The sequence below is a fragment of the Streptosporangium sp. CA-135522 genome (genome assembly GCF_050949235.1).
Lineage (GTDB): Bacteria > Actinomycetota > Actinomycetes > Streptosporangiales > Streptosporangiaceae > Streptosporangium.
In genome coordinates, this window is the sequence record NZ_CP192026.1 from 4,667,061 (window position 1) to 4,689,213 (window position 22,153).

Annotated in this window: 26 protein-coding genes; 16 read left to right on the plus strand and 10 right to left on the minus strand. The window is 69.3% G+C overall.

What is annotated here, in order from left to right:
• Positions 1-557: 557 nt before the first annotated feature.
• Both ACQPYK_RS21675 and ACQPYK_RS21680 read right to left on the minus strand, forming a co-directional pair.
• Positions 558-1,463 (minus strand): hypothetical protein, encoded by a 906-nt coding sequence (locus tag ACQPYK_RS21675; protein WP_433257846.1) that lies wholly within the window; start codon positions 1,461-1,463, stop codon positions 558-560.
• 364 nt (positions 1,464-1,827) lie between these two features.
• Positions 1,828-2,484: a DedA family protein gene (locus tag ACQPYK_RS21680; RefSeq protein ID WP_433257848.1), complete on the minus strand. Its 657-nt coding sequence runs from the start codon at positions 2,482-2,484 to the stop codon at positions 1,828-1,830.
• 104 nt (positions 2,485-2,588) lie between these two features.
• Here ACQPYK_RS21680 and ACQPYK_RS21685 point away from each other — a divergent pair, with 104 nt between their 5' ends.
• Positions 2,589-3,461, plus strand: coding sequence for an enoyl-CoA hydratase/isomerase family protein (locus ACQPYK_RS21685; protein ID WP_433257850.1), 873 nt, complete (start codon positions 2,589-2,591; stop codon positions 3,459-3,461).
• Between the two features lie 3 nt (positions 3,462-3,464).
• Positions 3,465-4,103, plus strand: a complete 639-nt coding sequence (locus ACQPYK_RS21690) for a TetR family transcriptional regulator (RefSeq protein WP_433257852.1) — start codon at positions 3,465-3,467, stop codon at positions 4,101-4,103.
• A 75-nt stretch (positions 4,104-4,178) separates the two neighbouring features.
• On the opposite strand, the gene ACQPYK_RS21695 is transcribed toward ACQPYK_RS21690, so the two are convergent.
• On the minus strand, positions 4,179-4,535 hold the full coding sequence (locus ACQPYK_RS21695) for a hypothetical protein (RefSeq protein WP_433257854.1): 357 nt from the start codon (positions 4,533-4,535) through the stop codon (positions 4,179-4,181).
• Here ACQPYK_RS21695 and ACQPYK_RS21700 point away from each other — a divergent pair.
• Both ACQPYK_RS21700 and ACQPYK_RS21705 read left to right on the plus strand, forming a co-directional pair.
• Positions 4,534-4,710 (plus strand): hypothetical protein, encoded by a 177-nt coding sequence (locus tag ACQPYK_RS21700; protein ID WP_433257856.1) that lies wholly within the window; start codon positions 4,534-4,536, stop codon positions 4,708-4,710. The genes ACQPYK_RS21695 and ACQPYK_RS21700 overlap by 2 nt on opposite strands.
• A gap of 444 nt (positions 4,711-5,154) precedes the next feature.
• Positions 5,155-6,450, plus strand: a complete 1,296-nt coding sequence (locus tag ACQPYK_RS21705; protein WP_433257858.1) for a serine hydrolase domain-containing protein — start codon at positions 5,155-5,157, stop codon at positions 6,448-6,450.
• Between the two features lie 429 nt (positions 6,451-6,879).
• Here the strand turns inward: ACQPYK_RS21705 and ACQPYK_RS21710 are convergent, their stop codons facing one another.
• Positions 6,880-7,854: a LysR family transcriptional regulator gene (locus ACQPYK_RS21710; protein ID WP_433257860.1), complete on the minus strand. Its 975-nt coding sequence runs from the start codon at positions 7,852-7,854 to the stop codon at positions 6,880-6,882.
• 113 nt (positions 7,855-7,967) lie between these two features.
• Here ACQPYK_RS21710 and ACQPYK_RS21715 point away from each other — a divergent pair, with 113 nt between their 5' ends.
• The 4 genes from ACQPYK_RS21715 to ACQPYK_RS21730 all read left to right on the plus strand — a co-directional run bounded on the left by ACQPYK_RS21715 (position 7,968) and on the right by ACQPYK_RS21730 (position 10,014).
• Positions 7,968-8,861, plus strand: a complete 894-nt coding sequence (locus tag ACQPYK_RS21715; RefSeq protein ID WP_433257862.1) for an NAD(P)H-binding protein — start codon at positions 7,968-7,970, stop codon at positions 8,859-8,861.
• Positions 8,862-8,933: 72 nt separating this feature from the next.
• A complete protein-coding gene (locus tag ACQPYK_RS21720; RefSeq protein ID WP_433257864.1) occupies positions 8,934-9,299 on the plus strand; it encodes a darcynin family protein in 366 nt (121 codons plus the stop codon).
• A 118-nt stretch (positions 9,300-9,417) separates the two neighbouring features.
• Entirely contained in the window at positions 9,418-9,552 is a 135-nt protein-coding gene (locus ACQPYK_RS21725; RefSeq protein WP_433257865.1) for a hypothetical protein, read from the plus strand.
• Positions 9,553-9,615: 63 nt separating this feature from the next.
• Entirely contained in the window at positions 9,616-10,014 is a 399-nt protein-coding gene (locus ACQPYK_RS21730) for a VOC family protein (protein ID WP_433257867.1), read from the plus strand.
• A 366-nt stretch (positions 10,015-10,380) separates the two neighbouring features.
• On the opposite strand, the gene ACQPYK_RS21735 is transcribed toward ACQPYK_RS21730, so the two are convergent.
• Entirely contained in the window at positions 10,381-10,509 is a 129-nt protein-coding gene (locus ACQPYK_RS21735; RefSeq protein ID WP_433257868.1) for a hypothetical protein, read from the minus strand.
• Positions 10,510-10,544: 35 nt separating this feature from the next.
• On the opposite strand from ACQPYK_RS21735, the gene ACQPYK_RS21740 reads away from it, so the two are divergent.
• The 3 genes from ACQPYK_RS21740 (at position 10,545) to ACQPYK_RS21750 (ending at position 13,182) form a co-directional block, all read left to right on the plus strand.
• Positions 10,545-11,111, plus strand: coding sequence for a GntR family transcriptional regulator (locus ACQPYK_RS21740; RefSeq protein ID WP_433257870.1), 567 nt, complete (start codon positions 10,545-10,547; stop codon positions 11,109-11,111).
• An 817-nt stretch (positions 11,112-11,928) separates the two neighbouring features.
• A complete protein-coding gene (locus ACQPYK_RS21745) occupies positions 11,929-12,714 on the plus strand; it encodes an MBL fold metallo-hydrolase (RefSeq protein ID WP_433257872.1) in 786 nt (261 codons plus the stop codon).
• Between the two features lie 9 nt (positions 12,715-12,723).
• The gene (locus tag ACQPYK_RS21750) at positions 12,724-13,182 is read left to right on the plus strand and encodes a MarR family winged helix-turn-helix transcriptional regulator (RefSeq protein ID WP_433257874.1); all 459 of its coding nucleotides are present in this window, start codon (positions 12,724-12,726) and stop codon (positions 13,180-13,182) included.
• Positions 13,183-13,221: 39 nt separating this feature from the next.
• Here ACQPYK_RS21750 and ACQPYK_RS21755 read toward each other — a convergent pair whose 3' ends face one another.
• Positions 13,222-13,410, minus strand: coding sequence for a hypothetical protein (locus ACQPYK_RS21755; RefSeq protein WP_433257876.1), 189 nt, complete (start codon positions 13,408-13,410; stop codon positions 13,222-13,224).
• A gap of 124 nt (positions 13,411-13,534) precedes the next feature.
• On the opposite strand from ACQPYK_RS21755, the gene ACQPYK_RS21760 reads away from it, so the two are divergent.
• On the plus strand, positions 13,535-14,059 hold the full coding sequence (locus ACQPYK_RS21760) for a hypothetical protein (RefSeq protein WP_433257878.1): 525 nt from the start codon (positions 13,535-13,537) through the stop codon (positions 14,057-14,059).
• 313 nt (positions 14,060-14,372) lie between these two features.
• On the opposite strand, the gene ACQPYK_RS21765 is transcribed toward ACQPYK_RS21760, so the two are convergent.
• Positions 14,373-14,681 (minus strand): hypothetical protein, encoded by a 309-nt coding sequence (locus ACQPYK_RS21765; protein WP_433257880.1) that lies wholly within the window; start codon positions 14,679-14,681, stop codon positions 14,373-14,375.
• A 41-nt stretch (positions 14,682-14,722) separates the two neighbouring features.
• Positions 14,723-14,992, minus strand: a complete 270-nt coding sequence (locus tag ACQPYK_RS21770; RefSeq protein WP_433257882.1) for a hypothetical protein — start codon at positions 14,990-14,992, stop codon at positions 14,723-14,725.
• Between the two features lie 144 nt (positions 14,993-15,136).
• Between ACQPYK_RS21770 and ACQPYK_RS21775 the strand changes: the two genes are divergently transcribed.
• Genes ACQPYK_RS21775 through ACQPYK_RS21785 form a run of 3 tightly spaced genes read left to right on the plus strand, consistent with a single transcriptional unit; the run spans position 15,137 to position 17,281 of the window.
• Positions 15,137-15,601 (plus strand): XRE family transcriptional regulator, encoded by a 465-nt coding sequence (locus tag ACQPYK_RS21775; protein ID WP_433257884.1) that lies wholly within the window; start codon positions 15,137-15,139, stop codon positions 15,599-15,601.
• A 56-nt stretch (positions 15,602-15,657) separates the two neighbouring features.
• On the plus strand, positions 15,658-16,110 hold the full coding sequence (locus tag ACQPYK_RS21780) for an ImmA/IrrE family metallo-endopeptidase (protein ID WP_433257885.1): 453 nt from the start codon (positions 15,658-15,660) through the stop codon (positions 16,108-16,110).
• Between the two features lies 1 nt (position 16,111).
• Positions 16,112-17,281, plus strand: a complete 1,170-nt coding sequence (locus tag ACQPYK_RS21785) for an MAB_1171c family putative transporter (RefSeq protein ID WP_433257887.1) — start codon at positions 16,112-16,114, stop codon at positions 17,279-17,281.
• A 94-nt stretch (positions 17,282-17,375) separates the two neighbouring features.
• Here ACQPYK_RS21785 and ACQPYK_RS21790 read toward each other — a convergent pair whose 3' ends face one another.
• Entirely contained in the window at positions 17,376-18,104 is a 729-nt protein-coding gene (locus ACQPYK_RS21790; RefSeq protein WP_433257889.1) for a response regulator, read from the minus strand.
• Positions 18,101-19,327, minus strand: coding sequence for a sensor histidine kinase (locus tag ACQPYK_RS21795; RefSeq protein ID WP_433257891.1), 1,227 nt, complete (start codon positions 19,325-19,327; stop codon positions 18,101-18,103). Before ACQPYK_RS21795 ends, ACQPYK_RS21790 begins: the two co-directional genes overlap by 4 nt.
• Before the next feature lie 292 nt (positions 19,328-19,619).
• On the opposite strand from ACQPYK_RS21795, the gene ACQPYK_RS21800 reads away from it, so the two are divergent.
• Positions 19,620-21,830, plus strand: a complete 2,211-nt coding sequence (locus ACQPYK_RS21800; RefSeq protein WP_433257894.1) for an MMPL family transporter — start codon at positions 19,620-19,622, stop codon at positions 21,828-21,830.
• The last annotated feature ends 323 nt before the right edge of the window (positions 21,831-22,153 follow it).

The following is a 22,153-nucleotide window of genomic DNA, read 5'->3' on the forward strand; positions in this document are numbered from 1 at the left end:
CGCCTTGCCCTTCCCCCGCTGGCGCAGATCGCACCTGGTGCCGGGTTCTGTCGGTCGCGTTGGCCTTTCATGAGGCGGGTCTGCCGCACGACCGGTCACGATGCGCCTCGATCGTCTCCGGCCAGGAGCCGATGCGCCCGGCCTGACACCGGCGATCACCAGGCCCCGCCGATCAGGTCCGCCGAGGCCATCGGGGAGCTGATGTCGATGAAACGGTGTGCCTCACCTCGCAGGTCGCGAGGGGGCACATGCCGATCAAGCTCTGGTCGACAGCGCGCGTCGACTCCGCGCCGGTCTTGCGACATCCGGCGCGATTACTCCGTTCGGACCCCCGAAGATGAGAAACGCATAGTTTTCGGATAAAGGCGTCACGGGCGGGCACCGAGGCGTCTGCGCAGGGTGCCGGATCCGCCTCGGCGGCGAACAGCTCCAGCCGCGCGCCGGCGGACTCTTGGTGGGTGAGTTCGAGGTGGCGGCAGCAGGGGACCGCACCCCGGTCCGGGTGAATGGCGCAGGGAGCCGGTCACTGATGACGACCAGGCAGCCGGGCCGGGCGGTCAGCGGGAGGCGGGGCGGTCCTGGGACCTGAGGTCCTCGCCCATCCGCCGTAAGGTATGGACGGTGAAGTCCGGGGCGGGACCACCGGCCTTCACCACCTGGTCGTCCGAAGGGGCAAGGACACGGGGTGCAGCGCCCCAGCCGGTCAGGCGGACGTCGGTGACGCTGGAGACGTAGTCGTTGGTCTCCTTGATGAACGGCTCGGTCCACGAGCTCCACGCCCTGCGGACGAGTTGGTCCTCGCCGATCCAGAGCCGCCACGAGACCTCGATCTTCAGATCCTTCACGGTCGGCTTCTCGTCGAAACTGAGACGGAGCCCAAGATCGGCCCTGCTCAGCTCGCCGAAGGTGACCTTTCCCTGGTACAGGGTGGTGCGGGTGCCGTCGTAGACGCCTGCGGGTCGTCTGGTCGTGGTGGTGGCGAGTACGGCCCGCAGCGTGGCGGGATCGGCGAGCCTGATCCGTCCGGTGTCCATCTCCGGTCTGGTCTTGTCGTCTTCGAACAGGACCCATTCCTTGCCCGCGGGCAGGGGCGGTGCCAGCCATCCCGACATGTAGTTGCGGCCTTCGAAGGTGACGAACCGCAGGGGATTGTCCGGTCCGGTATAGCTGTTCCGGTGCGTCACATCGCTGGCCGTGACCTTCCCCCCGCCGAACTGGACGGCTCCCTTGCTGCGGAAGGTGATCTTCTGCTTGTGTTCGGTCATCCATGAGGGAACATCGCTTTGATCCTCGACCGTGTCGACCGCGACCCTGGAGAAGCGCACTCCGCCGTTGCCCGCCATCTGGTGCTTGAGCGCCTCCACCGGGTCCGCCGGAGCGCTCTGGGCGCTCGCGCCGTCACCGAGCCCGGCGGCCAGGGCGGATGCCAGGGCGACGGCGAACGCGGCGAGCGGCCATCTCATCGGAGGTTCTCCTACTGCTCTTGCCCTACGGGGACGGGACCGCCAAGATCATCGCAGCCCAAGATCTCGGCTCGGTCACGGGGTGTCTTCTGCCCCGGGGGCGACGCTGGCCCGGCTCCCAGAGGTCACGGCCGCGGGAGCTCCTGAGTGTCCAGCGCCGTGGTTCCAAAAATCGAACCGACGGTAGGGCCTCGCGCGGATTCTTCCCGGTGCCGCTGCACGCTCGTCCCGGACGCGAGGACTCCACCCCCTGACCTCCTGATCCGCGGGGAGAAGCTCGCCACCCCCGCCGGCACCGGTGACACGGTGGTCAGGCGCGGGAAGCCTGCCCCCGCGCCTGCCCGGTGAGCCGTACGGCAGCGCGTCAGGGCGCCGGTGCGGCGGTGTCCTGGGACTCCGGGGAGTCGCCCCCGCCGCCGGACGCCCTCAGGCGGCGTTGCGCGTACCGGGCGATCTCGCCGATCGTGATCACTACGGCTACGAGGACGAGAGCGACGAGCAGTCCCTTCACCGGTGAATCCTGGAAGGCGGTGCCGGCGAAGTAGCCCAGGAACGCGCCTGAGACACCCCACATCAGTGCGCCGATCGCGTCGAAAAGCGCGAAGGCGCGCCGCGGGTAGGCGGCCACTCCGGCGGTCAGCGTGGTGATCGACCGCAGGCCGGGGAGGAATCGGCCGATGATGACGATGACACCACCGCGACGGCCGAGGAGTTCGGACAGCCACCTGGCGGCGGTGTGGCGTTTTGTACCGGGCCGCAGGCGGCGTAGGACGGGCGGGCCGAGGCGTCGCCCGATCAGGTAGCAGATGTGGTCGCCGACGAAGGCGCCGGAGGCCGCGACGAGGGCCACCAGTGCGACGTTGGGACGTCCGGTGGCGGCGAACGCTCCCGCCAGCAGCAGCATGCCCTCGCTGGGCAGGAGCGGCAGGAAGCCGTCCAGCACCGCGCACAGGAACAGCACCAGGTAGAGCCAGGGCGAGCCCATCAGACCGCCGGCCAGGTCGAGCACGTCGTCAGTCAAATTCCCTCCCACTCCCATAATGACACTAGTCTCAAATGACACTAGTCTCATTATGGGAGTGGCGGAAGACCGCGGCGAGCGGTCCGATCAATTAGGAGAAGGACATGCCGGAGCAACTGTCGTCGTGGGACGGCCGCGTAAAGCCGACGCCGTTCGAGGAGTACTCCAAGAAGTACGAGGAGTTCTTCGTGATGACTCGCCGGGATGGGATCATCGAGCTGCGGATGCACACCGACGGCGGGCCGTTCAAGCACAGCTGGATCGGCCACAACGCCTGGCACCAGGCGTGGGCCGAGGTCGGCAACGACCCGGAGAACGAGGTCCTGATCATCACAGGGACCGGTGAGCGGTGGCACACCGGCGATCCGGCCGAACTGTGGCACACACCGTTCCCGCAATGGAGCACCGACAGCCAGCTCAAGATGTACGGCGATATGGTTAGGTTGCTGGAGGGCTTCGTGTCCGCCGTGGACATCCCCACCATCGCCGCGGTCAACGGACCGGGCACGCACTGCGAGTTCGCCACGGCGTGCGACATCACCCTCTGCGTGGAGGACGCCGACTTCTTCGACCCGCACTTCCTGGGCGGCGGAGTGCCGGGAGACGGGATGGGCCTGACCTTGCAGCACACGATCGGCACCAAGCGCGCGTCGTACTACATGTACACCGGCGAGCCGATCGACGGGCCGACCGCGCTCCGGCTCGGCCTGGTCAACGAGGTGCTGCCACGGGAGCGCCTGCTGCCGAGGGCCTGGGAGATCGCTGAGATGATGATGGCGCGGCCACGCGCCTCACGACTGCTCACCCACGCGATCGCCGTCAGGCCGTGGAAACGCGCGTTCCTCGACGACCTAGGCTTCCACGCCGCACACCAGCTGTGGGGGATGGCCATCGGTGAAGCAGGACAACTCGACAGGCTACGACAGATGACCGAACGGTTCCGCGGCCCGCAGGCGGGCGAATCCAGCCAGGAGTGAACGATGGCAAGACGACGGTCGGCCGACGGCACCAGCCAGGTGTCGCTGCGGGAACGCAAGAAGGCCAGAGCCCAGGCCTCGATCCAGCGCGAGGCGATGCGCCTGTTCGCCGAGAACGGCTACGAGACCACCACGATCGACGAGATCGCCGAAGCCGCCGAGGTCTCACGGGCGACGTTCTTCCGCTACTTCCCGACAAAGGCCGACCTCGTCTTGCATGACATCGCCGACTTGATGGTGCTCGACGTGCTCCCCCAGCATCTCGACGAGACCAGCCTCATCGGCGCGTTGCGCAACGCCGTCACCTCGCTCGTCGACACCGCCACAGCCGAGGAGCACGCGCTCAACCGGCAACGTGAAGAACTGCTGCGCAGCGTCCCCGACCTGCGTGCCCGGGTCCCCGGCCACATCGCCGCCGCGCTGCCGCTACTGACCGAGACCCTCGCCCGGCGCCTCGGCCGTCCCGCCGATGACATCCATCTCCTCACCGTCTCGGGCGCGGCCATCGGGGTCGCCATCGCCGCCTGGAACGCCGCCGCGAACGACCTGTCCGAAGGCTTCGTCCACCGCCACCGGAGACTGCTCGACGACGCGCTGGCTCACCTCGAATCCGGCCTGTCGCCCCGGAGCACCGAAGACTGAACCGCCTCCTCGATGTCCGAGACCGGTGTGGACGGCTGTTCACAGCCTTGAGGAAGCCTGCCGAGTGCGCCGGGATCAGTCCGCGACGAGGCGTGCCCTGCGCCGTTCGTGCTCGTGCTGCCGCCGGACGGCGTAGCTGCCCGGCGTGCAGCCCGTGGCTCCGTGCTCGGGATGCAGCAGGTAGACGACGGCCGAGGTCATGAAGACGCCGATCGCCGGCCCGTCGGAGTCCGACACGTCGGTCGTCCACCGGCAGGTGTCCGGGTCGGCGACGAGCGTGTGCGGGTTGCCCCCGGCCGCGCCGCGGAGCAGTTCGACGCCCTCGGGGGAACGTCCGTCCAGCCGGCCTCGAACGGCGCCGGGGCGGCGTTCATCAGCAGCATGAACAGCAGGAACATCTCGGACAGGCCCCAGGCACGCCTGGATCCACATGCAAATCCCCACCGTGACCGCCGCCGACGATGGCCCGGCGGCCGCGGGGCTGTTGATGGAACCGCTGTTTCCCGCCGTGGAAAAGGCCGACGCCCTTGCCAACGCCTACCTGACCCGCCTCCTGCGCCACGGCCTGCCGCTGCTGAGCGCCCACGCGGTGTGGATGATCGAGTAGTTGGCGAGCACCCCGGCGAGGGAGGCGTCCTCCACCTCCAGTGCATCCATCAGCCCCACCTCGAAACGTAGCTCCGGGTGGGCGCCGCGGGCGATCGCGATCATCTCCGGTGACGCCGAGGGAGTGCAGGCGCACGGTGATGTGGCCGGGGCCGCATCCCACGTCCGCCACCGGGCCGTCACCGGCGGCCCGGATCAGCTCGGCGAAGACGGGGATCATCGCGTGGTCGAGCGGGCTGGAATGGAAACGCTCGGGGATGGACTCGGCATGGCGGGCGGCGACGGTGTCGTAGGCGGCGCGGGTGGCGGTGATGAAGGCGGCGTCGGGCGGCGTGCCAGGCCGACGGGGCCCTTTGCGGCGATCAGGTCTGCTGTGGTGTCGTGTCAGCGGCCGCGTCAGCACGGCAACGGCCCGATGTCAGGGCGGTCGGCGACGGTGAATGCCATGAACGGTTCAGCCATTGCGGCCTCGGGGCTGCGAAGGGCATTCAAAGACAAGATCGTGCTCGACGGCATCAACAGGGTCCGGATGCCGCGGGTCTTCCGGCGAGTAGGGGCCACGGCGCTGGCGGCGGCGCTGCTGGCCGGGGCGGCCATGGCCACACCCGGGGCGGCCACCGCGGACAGCGGCGTGGCCGTGCCGAAGGCCGCTGCCGGGCAGGACCGCCCGGAACTGCAGAAGGCCATCCAGGAGTTCGTCGATTCCGGTCTCGCCGGGGTGCAGCTGCGCGTGCACGATGAGCGGGGCGAGTGGGTCGGCAGCGCCGGGGTGCGCAAGCTCGGCCAGAGCGCCAAGCCGCCGACGAACGGGTCGTTCTGGACGGGCAGCGTCATCAAGCCCTTCACCGCGACCCTGGTGTTGCAGCTGGTGGCCGAGGGCAAGATCGGGCTGGACGCCCCGGTGGCCGGCTACCTGCCCAAGCTCGGGCTGGACCGGCGGATCACCGTGCGGATGCTGCTGCAGCACACCAGCGGGTTGTTCAACTACACCGGCGAGTACTACGACGACGGGACGATCGTGCCGGGGATCCCCGGCACGGGCAAGGAGTGGCTGGACAACCGGTTCCACAGCTACCGGCCCGAAGAGCTGGTACGGCTGGCGTTGTCCAAGCCGGCGCGGTTCGAGCCGGGGACGGACCAGAGCTACGCCAATACCAACTACACGCTGGCCTTGCTGCTGATCGAGAAGGTCACCGGCCACTCCTACGCCGAGGAGTTGCAGCGGCGGATCCTGGGGCCGCTCAAGATGCGGGGCACCATGGCGGCGGGCAACCGGACGCGGCTCCCCGGGCCGCACGCGCACGGCTACTTCCGCTACCAGGACGCCGGCCAGTGGAAGGTGGTCGACGTCAGCCGCCAGAATCTGTCCCTGCTGGCCGGCGCCGGTGACCTGATCTCGACCACCCAGGATCTCCAGACGTTCTTCTCCGCGCTGATGGGCGGCAAGCTCCTGCCGGCCCCGTTGATGGCCGAGATGCGCAAGCCGCAGGGGAAGCTCGGCTACGGCTTCGGGTTGTGGGTGCAGGATGTGGGCCCGAACTGCGGCGGCATCGTCTTCCAGCACAACGGCAGCCCTCCGGCGGGCTACGGGGCGCTGATGTACAGCTCGCCCGACGGCAGTAAGACCCTGACCGCCTCGATAACCACCGGGGACGCCGCAATCGACCTGGCAACGGAGTACCAGAAGTTGACGCAGAGGCTCATCAAGGAGGTGTTCTGCGGCGGGCAGGCCGCGAGCTGAAGGGGCCGAGCACCGCGGGCCCGTACGCCGGCACCAGCCAGAGTGCGAACCCGGCCACGCCGAACTCGCTGAGCTCGGCGTGGCCGGTCCACATGCGCGGACGTCGAGCCGAGCAGGCACAACCGGTCGACGATCCCGTCGGGGACGAAGCCGGCCAAGGGGATGCCGCCCGGCATCGAGATCGGCCACAACGGGCTCAATCGAATTCCCCTGCTCGTCAGTGAGTCGCCCACGCGTCACACCCACCGGCTCCTACCGGGTTCTGTCCCAGGACGGGGGCAGAACCCGTGTGACTGCTCGCTTGAACTGGCGGATTGGAGCACTTCTGCCAGCGGGCCGGTAGGAGCCGGAGCATGACTCGGCTTGCTTTCCGAACTGCGACATCGCTGTCAACGGGCATGCGTCCGCATAGGCCGGGGCGGTGTCGTACTACTCGGGGTCGATCGCGTCCGCCACGGTGATCTCAGAAGCTGCTGTCGGTGTGCAGAGAGTCCGGCGGACGGCGTTGCGGAGCCAGTGGTGGGCTCCGTCGGCTGTGTGTCGGGGGTGCCAGGCCATGCCGATGGTCAGTGGTGGCAATGCCAGGGGGATGTCGAGGAGGTGCAGTCCGAGGGCGCTGGCGTCGTGGGTGAGGGGCGAGGGGGCAGCGCCGGGGGGTGCGGCGGGTACGAGGCAGACGATGTCGCTGCGGGCGGCGAGGGTCATCGCGGCCAGGTGGCTGGGGAGGACGACGCTGACCCGCCGGCGGAGGTTCTGCTCGGCCAGGGCGGTGTCGAGGGGGCCGGTGAACCGGCCGCGGCGGCTGACCGCGACGTGTTGGGCGGCAGCAAGCCGGACTGGGGTCAGCGGCCCTTCGGTGAGCGGATGGCCGGACCGGACGGCCGCCACCATTCGGAGGCTGACCAGCTCTTCGATCTGGGTTTCGGGGTCCACATGGTCGATGGATCCGATCTCCAGGTCGATCCGGCCGTCGCGCAGGGCGGGCCCGGCCTCCAGTTCTTCGGCCCGGATCCGGAACGAGACCCCCGGCGCCTCCCGCTGGGCCAGTTGCAGCAGTCCGGGGGCCAGCGCCGCGCCGACCAGGTCGGCGGCTTGGAGGGTGAAGGTGCCGCGGAGGCTGGCGGGGTCGACACTCGCGCCAGGGCTGAGCAGCGCTCCGAGGCTGCGTACCACTGTGGCGGCTTCCTCTCGCAGGGCCTGGGCGCGGGGGGTGGGAACCATGGTCTGTCCGGCCCGGACCAGGAGGGGGTCCTGGAGGATGCGGCGCAGACGGGCGAGGGTGCGGCTCATGGCGGCGGGCGAGGTGTGCAGACGTGCGGCGGCGCGGGTCACGCTGTGCTCGGCCAGCAGAGCATCCAGCGCGATGGCGAGATTGGCGTCGATGACCGGATCCGGGCTGCTCACCAGCATTATTCCATTTCAGTCAATGATTCTGTGCTGAAGTTCCCATTGTGGCAGCACGGAGATCCTCAGCAGGATGAGGGGCGTACCGAACCAGCGCGACCTACGAGGTTTTCATGATCGTCATTACTGCTCCCACCGGGAACATCGGCCGTCACCTACTCTCCCGGCTCCTGGAGTCCGCCCCCGCCGCGCGCGAGGAACTGCGCGTGATCGTGCGCGATCCCGCCCGGCTTCCGGACGCGGCGCGCGGACGCGTCGAGGTGGTCACCGGCTCGCACGCAGAAGCCGAGGTCCTCGACCGGGCCTTCGAGGGTGCGGACGCCGTCTTCTGGCTCGTTCCCCCGGACGCCTCCCTGACCCCGCAGGACGCCTACAGCGGTTTCACCCGCCCCGCCGTCAAGGCGCTCGCCGCCCACGGCGTCGGCCATGTCGTCGGCGTCTCCGCGCTCGGCCGCGGCACCCCGCTCGCCGACCGGGCCGGCCTCGTCACCGCCTCCCTCGCCATGGACGACCTCATCGCCGACACCGGCGTCGCTTACCGGGCCCTGGCCAGCCCGTCCTTCTTCGAGAACCTCCTGGAGGAGTCCGACTCGATCCGCGAGAAGGGCCTCTTCACCGACTCCGTCGACGCCGACCGCAAGGCACCCTTCGTCGCTGTCGCCGACATCGCGGCCGCCGCCGCCGGCCTGCTGCTGGACCGCTCGTGGACCGGCACCGACAGCGTCCCGGTCCTCGGGCCGCAGGATCTGTCCCCCAACGACCTGGCCCGCATCATGACCGAACAGCTCGGCCGCCCCGTCCGCTACGAACGCCAGCCGCTCGACGAGCTGTACACCACCCTCGTCGGCTACGGCCTCAACGAGGCGTTCGTCCAGGGCATCGTCGACATGAAGCGGGCCAAGGACGAGGGTCTCGACGCCGGCATCGCCCGCACTCCGGACACCACCTTCCCCACCAGCTTCGAGCAGTGGTGCGCCCAGACCCTCAAACCCGCCGTCCTCTCCTGAAGTCCAGCACCCAGCGCCGGAACACATACAGCCCGGCGAACCAAGACCACCTGCCACTCTGGAGGCACCCTGATGTCCACTGAAAAGACCGAACCGCCGGTCACGGCGTTCATACTGGTCAAGACCACACCCGAGTGGCTCGCTCTGACCGTCCAGGAACGCGTGGACGCCTTCACCACCCAGGTCCTGCCGGCCATCGAGGCCAAGACCACCGGCGTCCGGTCACGCTTCTACGACACGGAGTTCTACTCCGCGCGCGTCACCGACGTCTGGGTGTGGGAAGCCGAAGACCACCACGCCTACCAGCTCCTCATCGACGCACTGCGCGAAACCCCGTTCTGGGACCGCTACTTCGAGGTCATCGACCTCCTCGTCGGCACCGAGAACGGCTACGCCCGAACCTACGGCCTCGAACCCGTCGCCACCATCACCACCTGACACACCGCCCACCCGCGCAACTGGGCCGATGCCCTCTTCCCGAGCTGCCCGGAGGGCTTCGGCCGCTGAACCCGGCCCCCTGAACCGCAGCGTCTCAACAGCCGTCAAGATCTTCACCATGCGCCCGGACGACCTGATCACTGAAGAAGGGTTGCGGGGACGGAGCAGCATCAAGCCCCTCGACATCGCCGGGGAGAAGGAGCGCTACGGCGCGCAGACCCGCGGTGGCCTCGGCGTCTCGATCGCCTCCTGACCACCCGGCATCCGTTGTGTCCCGCCCGTGGCAGCCGTGAGCGGGTTGTGAGACGATCCCAGGGTGATCGGCCACATCGGGATCAATGTGCCGGATCTTTCGGCGGCGAAGGCGTACTACGACGAGGTCATGCCACTGGTGGACTTCGAGGAGTTCTTCAGCACCGCGGGCGAGTTCTCCTACTGTCCGGTGAACGGCGGGCGTGGCACGTTCCTCTTCGTCTATCAGGCCGCGGAGGACGGCGCCCACTCACGGCACCGGGCCGGGCTTCAGCACATCGCCTTCATGGTGAAGACCCGATCGGCCGTGGACGCGGTGCACGCCCGTGTGGTCGAGCTCGGCGCCGAGGTGCTTCACGAGCCGCGGTACTTCCCCGAGTATCCGCCGCCCTACTACGCGACCTTCTGGCTCGACCCCTTCGGGATCATGCTGGAGGCCGTATGCCATCACGATCGTGACTGATCGGGGCCCTCTGCCGGGTGACGGTTCCTCGATCGCTTTCACGGGCTTTGATCCGAGTGGCGGTGAGCTGGTCGAATGTGAAAGGGACAGGCGGTCAGGGGCGGCTGATGTGAGGGTACGGCCGCAGGAAACCCTGCACCGGTGCCCTGCGCGGCATTCCGTGATCTGCGACGGAGCGGCTTACCGCCAACGACTCTTACCAGTCTCAATCCCGTACCGGGTGGGTGACGTGATCGCCATTCTCAACAGCCGGCGCGGCAGTGCTTCCTGTTCCCCCTTACGCCAAGGCGGGCATCCCGAGGGGGAGCCGGCAACGGCTGTAGGAGTAACCACATCGCCTCCTGCCGCCGTTGCCGGCTTCGGTGGTCAGGCGGGGATCTCGGCGGTGGCGGTCAGGACCGCACGGCCGAGGATGCGGCCGGCGATGGTGAAGCCGAGGTAGGCAGGGGTGGCCTGGGCCGGGACGCCGAGGGTCTCGACGTCGAGGGCGTGCACCACGATGAAGTAGCGGTGCAGGCCGTGCCCGGCCGGTGGGGCCGCTCAGCCTGGCGGTCGTCCGCGAAGCCCTGGTACGGCTGGTCGGCGAGGGCATCGCGGTGCGGCTGCCCAACTGCGGCTTCGCGGTCCCGGACTTCTCCGATCGACGCTGGCAGGAGATCGCCGAGGCGCGCCGCACGATCGAACCGGTCATGCTGCGCCTGGCGATCGAGCGCGGCGACGTCGACTGGGAAGCACGGGTGCGCGCGGCCCACCACCGGCTGGTCCGCACCCCGGTGTACGCGCCGGAAGAAGGCGCGTACTACAGCGGCGCGTGGTCCGAATCCCACCGCGTCTTCCACCGCACCCTGCTGGAGGGATGCGGCAACCCAGTGCTACTGGACACCTTCGACAGACTGTGGACGGCCAGCGAACTGGCCCGACGCTGGTCGGCCCACCGCACACCCGACCGCGACGGCATCACCGAACACCGCCGCCTGGAGGAGGCGGCCCTGGCCCGTGACGCCGACACCGCCGCCAAAGTACTGGCCAAGCACCTGACTCTGACCGCCGCCGGCCTGACCTCCTGCTCCTACGACGAACAGGGGGAAGGATTCTGACCCCTGCCGCCGTACGGCGCCGCCCAATGCGTTGGACGATCTCCGGAAGCAAGAACGAGGTGTTGGTCGTCGAAGTGGGGTGTCCCCTGCCTGCTCGGCCCGATCCGGCGGCAGGCCAGGGGGCGTTCACGAGCCGTGATCAACTGCTTGAACCGCTGTCCGCGCTGTCGGCGTTCTATCAGCTGCAAACTGCCGCGAAGTTGTCCTGGTGTAATGCCCGTTGATGTCAGTGGATTTGCCACTTCATGTCAGAAAGATCATTAAGTCTTGCCTGATCCACCCGGCGAAGATCCCGGGGCGCAGGTGGTCGGTAGTGCGCCTTCGGCGGTTCCCTCTCGCGGCAGGGGGCCGGATCAAAGATCGACAGTGCGCACGGCGCTGTCGCGCGCAGGCGGCCGCCCCCTTGTCGGCGTAAATCGTCATCGCAGGGCCGGTAGCGGCCCCTCTCAACGACCGTCTGCCCTCGGCTCGGCGCTCAGCTTCTCCGTCCGCGCAGGAGCAGCCGCGATCGTAGCGGTGGCAGTCAGCGGGCGGCGCTGGTGGGGATCGTGGACCCTGTCGCCCTCTCCTTCTTTCCGGTATGGAAAGTGATCTTTCTGGAGTGCATCAGACTCCGCCCCCGCAGAACCGGGCCCGTGCCCGGGGCGACCGATCCGGAAGCACGCGTCCTGACTTGCCGCCAGAGATGACGTGCGCTGCGAAGACTGACTTAAACGTGTCCACCCAATTGTTGGGCAGTCACGTGATTAACTGATAGTTTGCTGGTCAACATTTACGGGTGCTGTCACGGCAGAACCATGCTTCTCACGGAGACTCGATGTCCGGCACGAAAGTCCTCGCCCTACCCGTTCTCGGACGGCACAACGTCAATGCCTACCTTCTGCTCGGGCGACGCCCGGTCATCGTGGACGCAGGAATCCCCGGCGCCGCCCAGCGGATCCATGACCAGGTCGTCCGATATGGAGTGGACCCTGCCGACGTCGCTCTGATCGTCCTCACCCACGGACACATCGACCACTTCGGTTCCGCGGCCGAGCTACGCCGGATGATCGGAGCACCCGTCGCCGGACACGTCGCCGACCTCGTCTCCTACCGCACTGGCCGGGTCCGCGAACCGTACCTGCCCACAGGCCCCTTCGGCCGAGCCCTCGCCATGAACAAGGCCCTGCACGCAAGCGTCGAGACAGTCGAGCCTGACGTGCACCTCACCGGCGAGCTGGATCTGTCGGACTACGGCATCGACGGGCGCATCATGCCCACCCCCGGGCACACCGCCGGCTCCGTGTCCGTCCTGACCGCCACCGGCGACCTCGTCGCCGGAGACCTGGTGTCCGGCTCCTTCATGGGCCTGATTCCCGGGAAACCCGCGAACCCGCCCTTCCATGACGACCCGCAACGCAACCTGGCCAGTCTCCGCACGATGCTCGCGCTGAAGCCCACCGCCCTACACGTCGGCCATGGCGGCCCCCTGGCCCCGGACGCCGTGGCCCGATGGGTCGTCCGTGAGCAACATCGCCTGGACAAGCTCCAGGCCAACGGACGCCTGGTCCGCCGCCCACACGACGACGAACAATCAACTGTTGACCACCCAACAATCCATTAAGCTACGGTCATGGCAAACACCGGGTCCCCACTGCCCGCCGACTACTTCGCCGATCTGCTGCGCCGCCGCAAGATCGTCGGCCTGTGTCGGGCAGGAACTCTCGCATCCCGACTCGGCGAAACCGCCGCCGCCAGCCACCGACTCGGCCTCACCCAATACCTGGTGCTGGGAATGCTCGCCGCCGCCGGCCCGCGCTCCCAGCAGGAGCTCAGCCAGGGCCTGCGCCTGGACCGCACCACCATGGTCAGCACCGTCGACGCCCTCGAAAAAGCAGGTCTCCTCGTCCGCGAGCGCAACCCCCAGGACCGACGCGCCTACATCACCACCATCACCGACGCTGGACGCGCCACACTCGCCGCCGTCGACACCGATGCCGACGCCATGGAAGACGAATTCTTCGGACGACTCTCCGCCGCCGAACGAACCCAGCTCGTCGACCTCCTCACCAAGATCCTCCACTCAGGCTGAGCGACATCCCAGGAGCCGCCGATCCCCGCGAGCGGCCGATCAGGGGGCGTTCACGAGTACGGCTGAGGTGACCTCCGCGAGACCTCCCTCGATGCCGGCCAGTAGCCCCGTGCTCGCTGCCAGGCGTTGCGCGGCGACCGCGCGAGGAAGCCGAGAGAGAAAGGCCGCACTCACCAGGAACGTGGCCGCATCGATCAGGCTCGCCCACCCGGGGCCTACGGTTGCCATCGGCGCTCCGGCCACGCTGAGCGCCAGAAATCGAGGTGAGTCCCGGCCCGGTTTGATTCGCGCCTGCGATCAGTTGATCGTCTTCTCGACGTCATTTGTCGGTCCTGGTGGGTAACGTGCCCGTATGAACGACGCGCACCACCCGATCGAGGGTGAGCAGTGGCAGCCGGGTGATCTCGTTCTGGACGCCGAAGGCGGCCTGTTCACCCGCGCCGGCCTGAAGGACGCGGCCGTGGGCCGGCCGTGGGGTTACCCCGGTGACCAGGCGCGGCTGGTCACCGGGGAGACGCACGTGCCGGAGGGAAGCGTCTCGGAGACCACGCCGGCGCGCCCCCTGACGCTCCTGGCCCGCAACGGTCAGCCCGCCCTGCCTGCCGTCCCCGACGACGCCTCCAGTGTGAGCGGCACCGCGGCTGCGGACGCGGCGGCGTCCACGGGCATTGGCGGGCTCTTCCTCGCCGCGACCGCGTTCGACCCGGACGGCGCCGGCGACGTCCGCGCCGCCAAGATTCGCGCGGAGTTGCTCGACAGCGTCGTCATCGTCGACAACCCCGGTGACCTGCGTGCCATGTTCGGCGGCATGGCCGACGGTCTGCTTGTCGCCCTGGCCAACCAGCAGGATCGCAACCGGGAGGGCAACACCTATTGACCCCTTGACCCCCGCCGGGCGGACGCGGGTGCGGTCGTAGCCGAGTCGGCCGCGGCCGGTGTGGGGGTAGATGTGCTCGGGGCCGGGGTGGCGTGCGGGGACGAGCCGGCGGTCGGACAGGAGCAGAGGCCCATGGGTATGGACGGGGCCGTCGGGGTGCTCATCTTCACCGTCGGTCTGGGGAGTTCGTGATCCGTGCCGCCAGCTCATCGTGAGCAGGCAGGGCGATCGCCCGGAGGTGGGCTGGAGTGCCACCTCCGGGCGATTGACGGCGGTCAGCGGCGCGGCACGGGCGCGACTGTGACCGCCGGCATCAGCGGGTACACCGAATGGAGGCACTGCCCCAGTAGTAGCCCGGCCCGAGGCGGGACGAGTCAGCGAACAGCAGCACGCACTGCTCGTCGCTGAAGCCCGAGATCAGCGCCTGGTGGCGGGCGTCCTTCTCCGCCTCGCGCTTGGCCTCCTTGGGGCTGTTCTCGAGTGCCATGCCGTTGAAGCCGCGCTCCTCGAGCACGCTCGCCTGTCCCGTCGCGGCCGGCGCGGCGAACGCCGCGGCCGGAGCGAGGACGGCGAGGCCGGTGACCATCGCGGCGACGACGCCGCGAGCAACGATCGAACGCATTCCTGAAGACCCCTTTTGTTGTTTGGTTCCAGTACTAGGGTTCAGCGCTGGCAGTACACCGTCGCTGTGCCGAACCAACTGCCCGGGATGTCTCCGGACCTCGCGCTGGAGTTGCTCACGTAGCACTGCGAGCGCAGGAATCCGGCCGTGGTCGCCTTGCCGTAGGCGAAGTTCACCGCGCTGCTCACTGCGCTGGTCTGGCTCGTGCCCTGAGCGGTCGCGGTGAACGAACGGGCTTCCGCCGACGCCGGTCCCGCCGCGATCACGATCGCGCCGGCGGCCAGTACGGCGGCACCCAGCATCTTCTTCATCCGCTTCTCCCTCCCTCATTCATCTCAGCTAATATGATCAAGACACAAGCTAGCCACACACCATGGGGATGTCAACAGAGATGAATGATCTTCTCGTAATCATTCATCTCTGCTGTCGTCGCCACCTACCCTCCGGAGGCGCAGATGACCGACGAGCAGGACCGCGCACCGGTGGCCGGCACGCTCAGCGACCGGATCGATCACCTGTTCCAGGTGGTCCGTCGCCCCAACGGCGAGCAGCACAGCCACGAGGAGGTGGCTAAGGCCTGCCGGGAGAGCACCGGTGAGACCTTCTCCGCGACCTACCTCTGGCAGCTTCGCACCGGCCGCAGGGACAACCCGACCAAGCGGCACCTGGAAGCCCTCGCCGCCTTCTTTCAGGTGCCACCCGCGTACTTCTTCGACGACGAACAGGGCGCGGTGATCGCCAGGGAGTTGGAGCTACTCGGTGCGTTGCGCAACAGCGCGGTGCGTGATGTGGCACTGCGTGCGGTCAACCTCTCCGAGGAGGGCCTCGGCACGGTCGCTGACATCATCGATGCCATTGAGCGCCGCGAGGCGCAACGGGGCGGCGCCAGGGAGGCGCACGGTCGCAAGCCGGAGGAGTGAGATTGCGGTACAGGCGAAACGCGCTCTGGCGACACTGCGCACAGATCGTGTCCACTGTGGATATACCGGATCCCTTTGACGTCGCCACGCTCGTCGCCGCACTTGCCGCCAGAAGAGGTCGGCCCATCGAGCTGATCCCGCTGGCGGCACACCCCAGCACGCTGTGCGGCGTGCTCGCGGCAACCGACCGGACCGACTACGTCTTCTACACCGCCGACACCAGCCCCCTGCACCAGGAGCACATCCTGATGCACGAGCTGGGCCATCTCTTGTGCGGCCACACGGGCTCCAGCGAACTGGACGAGACGGTCTCCTCGGTGCTCATGCCGAACCTTCCGGTCGAACTCGTACGGCGGGTGCTGGGCCGCACGACCTACGCCGAACGGCAGGAACGGGAGGCGGAGACGGTCGCTTCGCTGATCATGCACAAGGCCCGCCGCGGCGTGCCCGCCGAACCAGTGAGCAGCGAACTGAAACATCTGCACTCGGCGTTCGGTCCCGGTGACTGAGGTGATCAGCTATTTCACGGCCGGGCTGCTGGTGCTGATCAGCGCAGGCAAGCTGGCCGCCGCGCGGCGCATCCCGATGAGCCCTGGTATGCGATACCTGCTGGGGTTCTTCCTGAGTATGGCGGTAGCGCTGGCGATCTCGGCCGAACCGACCGTGCGATCGCTGCTCGCCCATGGGCTGCCTACGGTGGCTCTGGTGTGCCGGCTGGTGAGCAACGCGTTGCAGGTGCTGGCCGTGCACTTACTGATGCGGCTGGCCCGCGCCACCCAGACTCCCGTACCGCGCACCCGGTTGTGGCCGCTGGTGCTGTGCTGGGTGCTGATGACGGTGTGCTTCGTCGACATGGTGCTGCATGTGGATCAGCTCAACGTCCCCGGTTTCGGCTGGCGGTTCGGCACCGTCGGATACCAGGTGGTGCTGGTCGGATACGCGGTCGGCTGTCTCATGACGTTCATGCGAGTGCTCACCGGGCATGCCCGGCAGTGCCCACGTGGCAGCTTCCGCACCGGACTGCAGGTGATCGTGACAGCCTCGGCGGTGACCGTGGTGTGGGGCGTGTACTCCGGCCTTCCCACGCTCTGGCTGTCGGTGACCGGCCTGTCCGGTGACGACTTCCTGCCGGTCGGCCGAATGATCGGGCTGATGGCAATGGTGCTGTGGGTCGTGGGCGCGGTGGTGACCACCTGGCAGGGCATGGTGGAGCGACCGCTGCGGTGGCTGACGGCCCGGCGCAACGTCCGCGCGGTAACGCCGCTATGGTCGGTGTTGGTGGCCGCGCTACCCAGGATCGCGTTGCCGCCGACTGCCCGGTGTGGCGCGGAGTTCGCGCTGTATCGCAGGCTGATCGAGATCCGGGACGGACTGCTGGTCCTGCGCCGGCATGTGCCACCCGAACTGGCGGATTGGGTGCGCGAGTCGGCCTGCCGGCACGCCGCCGCCGAGGACGAGCCAACCATGACGGCCGCCGAACTCGCCGCCGCGCTGGTGGCCCAGAAGTCCGGGCACAGTTGGCCGCAACCGCCCGCCGCGCGCACCGCCTCGATACCCAGCATCGACGCGGAGACGGCCTGGCTGAGCGCGGTGTCGGCGGCATTCACCAGCTCACCGGTGGTGGACGAGGTCCGAAAACGGGCCAGCGCGACCTACGCGATGCCCGCTGAAGCGGCCTGAAAACCGCCATGCCCTGGACGACCTGCGACAGCTTGCCGAAGTCCGGGCCCTCCTCGACACCACCCTGTGCGGGAAGTGAGCGTACCGGTCCCCGCTATCCGGTGTGCCCGTCGCCGGGCGGGTCCCCGGCTGCCGCGCGGGCAGTGACCAGGCCCGATTCGTAGGCCGCGATGACCGCCTGGGCGCGGTCGCGGACGTCGAGCTTGTCGAAGATGCTGGTGATGTAGTTCTTGACCGTGGAGAGGCTGATGTCCAGGGCGCGGGAGATCCCGGCGTTGTCGAGGCCGGTGGCCATCAGCCGCCACACCTCGACCTCGCGGGGCGTGAGTTCACCCAGGCCGGCGAGGGTCGGCCGCGCACCGCGGGGCGCCCGTACGTAGGTGGAGATCAGCCGGGTGAGCAGGCGCGGCGCGACGGCGGCCTCGCCGGCGTGGACGGTGCGGATCGCCGCGCTCAGGTCCTCCGGGGAGCTGTCCTTGGGCAGGAACCCGTAGGCTCCGGCGCGCAGGGCGCCCACGACGTACTCGTCCATGTCGAAGGTGCTGAGGGCCAGGACCCGGCAGCCGGGCACGGTGGCGGCGAGTTCCCCGGTCGCGCCGACCCCGTCCAGTACGGGCATCCGGATGTCCATCACCACGACGTCGGGGCGCAGTTGCCGGGCGAGGGCGACGGCCTGCGCTCCGTCCTCGGCCTCTCCCACCACCTCGAAGGACGGGTCGGGGGAGAGGATCAGCGACAGGCCACGCCGGATCAGCGGCTGGTCGTCCACGATCAGCACCCTGATCCTCGGCGGCGGCGGCGGCGTCGGCCCGGTCCCGGTCATCGGCGTGCTCCCTCGTGCTGGACGGCCGCCTCGGCCGCCTCGTCCGGGGTCAGCGGCAGGTCGGCCACCACGGCGAACCCCCCGTCGGCCTGCGGGCCGACGGTGAGGGTGCCGCCGTGCAGGGCGACGCGCTCGCGCATGCCGACCAGGCCGTAACCGCCCGAACCCATCGCCGACGCCCCCTCCTGCGGCGGTGCACCTCCGCCGTCGTCCCGCACCTCGACGGTGACCCGCTCCTGACGGTAGGTCAGCTGTACGGACGCGCGGGCGGGCCCCGCGTGCTTGCGGGCGTTGGTGAGGGCCTCCTGAGCGATCCTGAACACCGTGAGGCCGAGGGTCGGCGGCAGCGGGCGCCGCCGCCCGTGGACGCTGAACTCGGTCGGCAGTCCGGCGAGGCGGGACTCGGCCACCAGGCCGCCGAGGTCGTCGGCGCCGGGCTGGGGCTGCGACGGTACGTCCTCCGGCTCGTCACCGGCCCGCAGGACGTCGAGGAGCTGGCGCATCTCGCGTAGGGCGAGGCGCCCGGAAGCCTCCAGGGTGACCAGGGCGTCTTGGACCACCTCCGGTTCGGCGATGTTGGCCCGTGCTCCGCCGGCCATCAGCTGCATGGTGGTGATGTGGTGGGCCACGATGTCGTGCAACTCCCGTGCGATGCGGCGGCGTTCGTCGGCCACCGCACGGTCGGCAAGGAGCCTGCGGTTGGCCGCCACCTCTTGCTGCCAGCGGTTGATCGCCATGGCGGTGCCGACGACGATCAGGGTGGAGAGGGGTGCGACAACGGAGTCCTGCCAGGGCGGAATCCGGCCGTCGCTCTGGCTTAGCAGCGTCAGCGACACCGTTGCGACGGCCGCGAACGCCGTCACCCGGCCGGGACAGGCCCTGGCGACCGAGTACAGGGCGACCAGCAGGACGGCACCGAAGTGGCTGGGCAGCGGCACGGTCAGGGTGGCCGTCGAATCGAGTACCAGGACGGCGGCGAGCGCCGCCACCGGGTGGCGGCGCCGGGCGAGCAGCGGCAGGGCTGCCAGCGCGACGAGGAGGAACCCGGCCACGCTCACGGCGTACCGGCCGTCGGGGTCGTCGAAGAACACGTAGCTGAGCAGGTTCATCGCGCAGGCCCCGCCGGCCACGAGTGCGTCGTTACGGGTCCACGGCGGCTCGGCATGGTCGATGTGCGGCAGCTCCCGGGCATCGCCGGGCCCGACGTGTCGGCTCCTGAGCATGTCTGTTCCCCCTGTGTCCGGCCTTGCGGCCCCCGGGACAGGGTTGCACAGCAGCCGCAGTGGCAGCACCGGCGGCGGCAGTTCGGGGCCCCTGCCTCGGACCCGGACCCGGACCCGGATCGGGGCAAGGACCAGGACCAGGGTCCTGGTCACGGGCCGGGGGAGGGATCCAGGGCCCCGGTATGGATCATCCGCTGCCAGGAGGTTTGCCGCCTCTCGGAGTGATGGCCTGGATACCGGCCGGAAACCCCCGGCAGACGTCCGCATTCAAGTCCGTCCGCCGGAGGACATCGTGATCCGCGCCCTGACCAGATACTCGACCAGACACCCGTGGAAGGTCATCGCCCTCTGGGCGGTGCTGGGTGTCGCACTGAGCGCCCTGACCCCGACGCTGATCGCCCGCGTCACCCAGAACCAGACCGGGGACTTCCTGCCCCGGAGCTACGACTCGGCCGCCGCGCTGCACATCGCCCAGGAGCAGTTCGGGGTGAACCCCGACGCCACCACGGTGACGGTGCTGGTGGCCCGGTCCGACGGCAAGGCCCTCGGCGCCGCCGACCAGAAGCGGATCGAGGCCGAGGCGGCGAAGCTGGCCCAGCGCCGGGTGATCATGCCAAGGGAAGACGACCGTCCGCGGTTCCTGGTCCCGGACCGCTCCCAGACGCCCCGGATCGCCCCGGCGATGATGGCGCCCGACCGAAGTTTCGGACTGCTCTCCGTCGAGCTGATCGGGAATCGAGCGGACAAGGGGGTCCAGGGCGTCTACCGGACCTTCCGGGACGCCGCCCGGACGCAGTTCTCCGAGGCGGGGATGCGCACCGGTTTCACGGGGGGTCTCGCCGACAGCGTCGACACCGCCGATTCCCACAAGACCGCCGCGAAGGTCGGGGGCACCCTCGCCCTGGGGCTCATCGTCCTGCTCAACGTGCTGGTGTTCCGCAGCGCGCTGGCGGCCCTGCTACCGCTGCTCGCGGTCGCCATGATCGGCGGCGTGGCGGTGGGAGCCGTCGCGGGTGGCGCAATGCTCACCGGGCGCATGCTCGACGCGGGCATCACGGAGCTGATCAACGTGGTCCTGCTCGGCATCGGCATCGACTACCTGCTGTTCCTGCTGTTCCGCTTCCGCGAGCAACTGCGGGCCCGGCCCGAGCAGTCCGCCCGCGAGGCGGCCGAACAGGTCTCCGGCCGGGTGGGCACCGCGATCACCTCGGCGGCGCTGACCATCGTGGCCGCCTTCGCCACACTGGGCGTGGCGACCTTCGGGCAGTTCCGCTCGCTGGGCCCCGCCATCGCCGTCGCGGTCCTGGTGATGCTGCTCGGCAGCCTCACCCTGCTGCCGGCGCTGCTCGCGGCTGCCGGGCGCAAGATGTTCTGGCCCTCCCGCGCCCTGCAACGTGAGCCGCTCGAGGGCCGTGCCGCCCGCTTCGGCGCGCTGGTCACGCGACGACCGGTGGCGATGGTGGTCGCCTCCGTCGCCCTGCTCGGCGCGCTGGCCGCCGGGATGGTCGGGATTCGCATGGACTACGGCCAGGGCGACGCCGCTGCCAGGACCCCCGCGGCGGCCACCGCGACCGAGATCTCCCGTGCGCTGCCGGCCGGCGTGTCGGACCCGACGAGCGTCTTCGTCACCACCAAGGACGGCGGCACCCTCACCGCCGACCGCCTGGGCGGCCTCTCCCGTACGCTTGCCCAGGTCAAGGGCGTGGGCCAGGTCGCACGGACCGTACTGAACAAGGACCACCGCGCCGCCCGGATCGACCTCTACCTCACCGCGAACCCGCAGAGTCAGCAGGCCCGCGACCTGGCCTCCGGACCCGTACGGGCCGCGGTCGCCCAGCACACACCCGCCGGGACGACAGCACACGTGGGCGGAACGGCTGCGATCTTCGCCGACATCGCGACCGCCGTCGACCACGACCTGAAGATCGTGTTCCCGGTCGCGGCCGCGCTGATCGCGCTGATCCTCCTGCTGCTCCTGCGCAGCCTGCTCGCACCGGTGGTCCTGATGCTCTCCGTCGGGCTCGGCTTCGCCGCGACCCTCGGCGCCGCCACGCTGCTGTTCCAGCACGCTCTCGGCAACCCAGGCGTCAACTACACCCTCCCGCTGGTGCTGTTCCTGTTCGTCGTGGCACTGGGCACCGACTACAACATCCTGATCACCGACCGGATCCGGGAGGAGATGCAGCAGCCGGGCCCGGCCCGCGCCGCCGTGGCCTGCGCGGTACGGCACACGACACCGGCCATCGCGACGGCAGGCCTGGTGCTGGCCGCCTCCTTCGCCACCCTCGCCACGACCCCGGGCAACGGGCAGATCGCCTTCGCGATGACGCTCGGCATCATGCTCTCCGCGCTCGTCCTTTCGCTGGTGCTGGTCCCCGCCCTTGCCGCACTCCTCGGCCGGGCCATCTGGTGGCCGTTCCGCCCACGGCCCACCAAGGACGGCCACCCGCAGCACCGTGCGACCGTACCTGTCCCGGAGCCCGACCGGGTCACGGCGTACTGAGGCTTGGACCGGAGTGCCTCAGGGGTGCATGAGCGCGGTGACGGCGGCGCGCACCCGGTCGTCCGGGTCCTTGGGCGGAGCGCTTCGGTCCGGTGGACCAGGCGGGGCACGAAGACCCGCCCAGCGGCAGTCCGTTACGACGCTACCCGCCGCATGACGGACGGTGTACTCCCTTCGGGTGAACCCCCAGATCCCTTGCCACTTGACGCCTAAGCTCCCGGGATGTCTGTGGGGCTCCTCGCATGGACCCAAACGGAGCGTCATCGAGGCGTTTCAACACCGGCGGACAGATTTTGGTGCAATCGCACCGCCGGTGGCCCCGA

What these genes read in the sequence shown, in the direction of transcription:
- ACQPYK_RS21675 (WP_433257846.1), bottom strand. Translation starts at nt 1,463, where the DNA reads ATGAGATGGCCGCTCGCCGCGTTCGCCGTCGCCCTGGCATCCGCCCTG.
- ACQPYK_RS21690 (WP_433257852.1), top strand. Translation starts at nt 3,465, where the DNA reads ATGGCAAGACGACGGTCGGCCGACGGCACCAGCCAGGTGTCGCTGCGG.
- ACQPYK_RS21750 (WP_433257874.1), top strand. Translation starts at nt 12,724, where the DNA reads ATGGCAAACACCGGGTCCCCACTGCCCGCCGACTACTTCGCCGATCTG.
- ACQPYK_RS21720 (WP_433257864.1), top strand. Translation starts at nt 8,934, where the DNA reads ATGTCCACTGAAAAGACCGAACCGCCGGTCACGGCGTTCATACTGGTC.
- ACQPYK_RS21685 (WP_433257850.1), top strand. Translation starts at nt 2,589, where the DNA reads ATGCCGGAGCAACTGTCGTCGTGGGACGGCCGCGTAAAGCCGACGCCG.
- ACQPYK_RS21790 (WP_433257889.1), bottom strand. Translation starts at nt 18,104, where the DNA reads ATGACCGGGACCGGGCCGACGCCGCCGCCGCCGCCGAGGATCAGGGTG.
- ACQPYK_RS21715 (WP_433257862.1), top strand. Translation starts at nt 7,968, where the DNA reads ATGATCGTCATTACTGCTCCCACCGGGAACATCGGCCGTCACCTACTC.
- ACQPYK_RS21695 (WP_433257854.1), bottom strand. Translation starts at nt 4,535, where the DNA reads ATGTGGATCCAGGCGTGCCTGGGGCCTGTCCGAGATGTTCCTGCTGTT.
- ACQPYK_RS21725 (WP_433257865.1), top strand. Translation starts at nt 9,418, where the DNA reads ATGCGCCCGGACGACCTGATCACTGAAGAAGGGTTGCGGGGACGGAGC.
- ACQPYK_RS21700 (WP_433257856.1), top strand. Translation starts at nt 4,534, where the DNA reads ATGCAAATCCCCACCGTGACCGCCGCCGACGATGGCCCGGCGGCCGCG.
- ACQPYK_RS21745 (WP_433257872.1), top strand. Translation starts at nt 11,929, where the DNA reads ATGTCCGGCACGAAAGTCCTCGCCCTACCCGTTCTCGGACGGCACAAC.
- ACQPYK_RS21770 (WP_433257882.1), bottom strand. Translation starts at nt 14,992, where the DNA reads ATGAAGAAGATGCTGGGTGCCGCCGTACTGGCCGCCGGCGCGATCGTG.
- ACQPYK_RS21755 (WP_433257876.1), bottom strand. Translation starts at nt 13,410, where the DNA reads ATGGCAACCGTAGGCCCCGGGTGGGCGAGCCTGATCGATGCGGCCACG.
- ACQPYK_RS21775 (WP_433257884.1), top strand. Translation starts at nt 15,137, where the DNA reads ATGACCGACGAGCAGGACCGCGCACCGGTGGCCGGCACGCTCAGCGAC.
- ACQPYK_RS21765 (WP_433257880.1), bottom strand. Translation starts at nt 14,681, where the DNA reads ATGCGTTCGATCGTTGCTCGCGGCGTCGTCGCCGCGATGGTCACCGGC.
- ACQPYK_RS21795 (WP_433257891.1), bottom strand. Translation starts at nt 19,327, where the DNA reads ATGCTCAGGAGCCGACACGTCGGGCCCGGCGATGCCCGGGAGCTGCCG.
- ACQPYK_RS21760 (WP_433257878.1), top strand. Translation starts at nt 13,535, where the DNA reads ATGAACGACGCGCACCACCCGATCGAGGGTGAGCAGTGGCAGCCGGGT.
- ACQPYK_RS21705 (WP_433257858.1), top strand. Translation starts at nt 5,155, where the DNA reads ATGAACGGTTCAGCCATTGCGGCCTCGGGGCTGCGAAGGGCATTCAAA.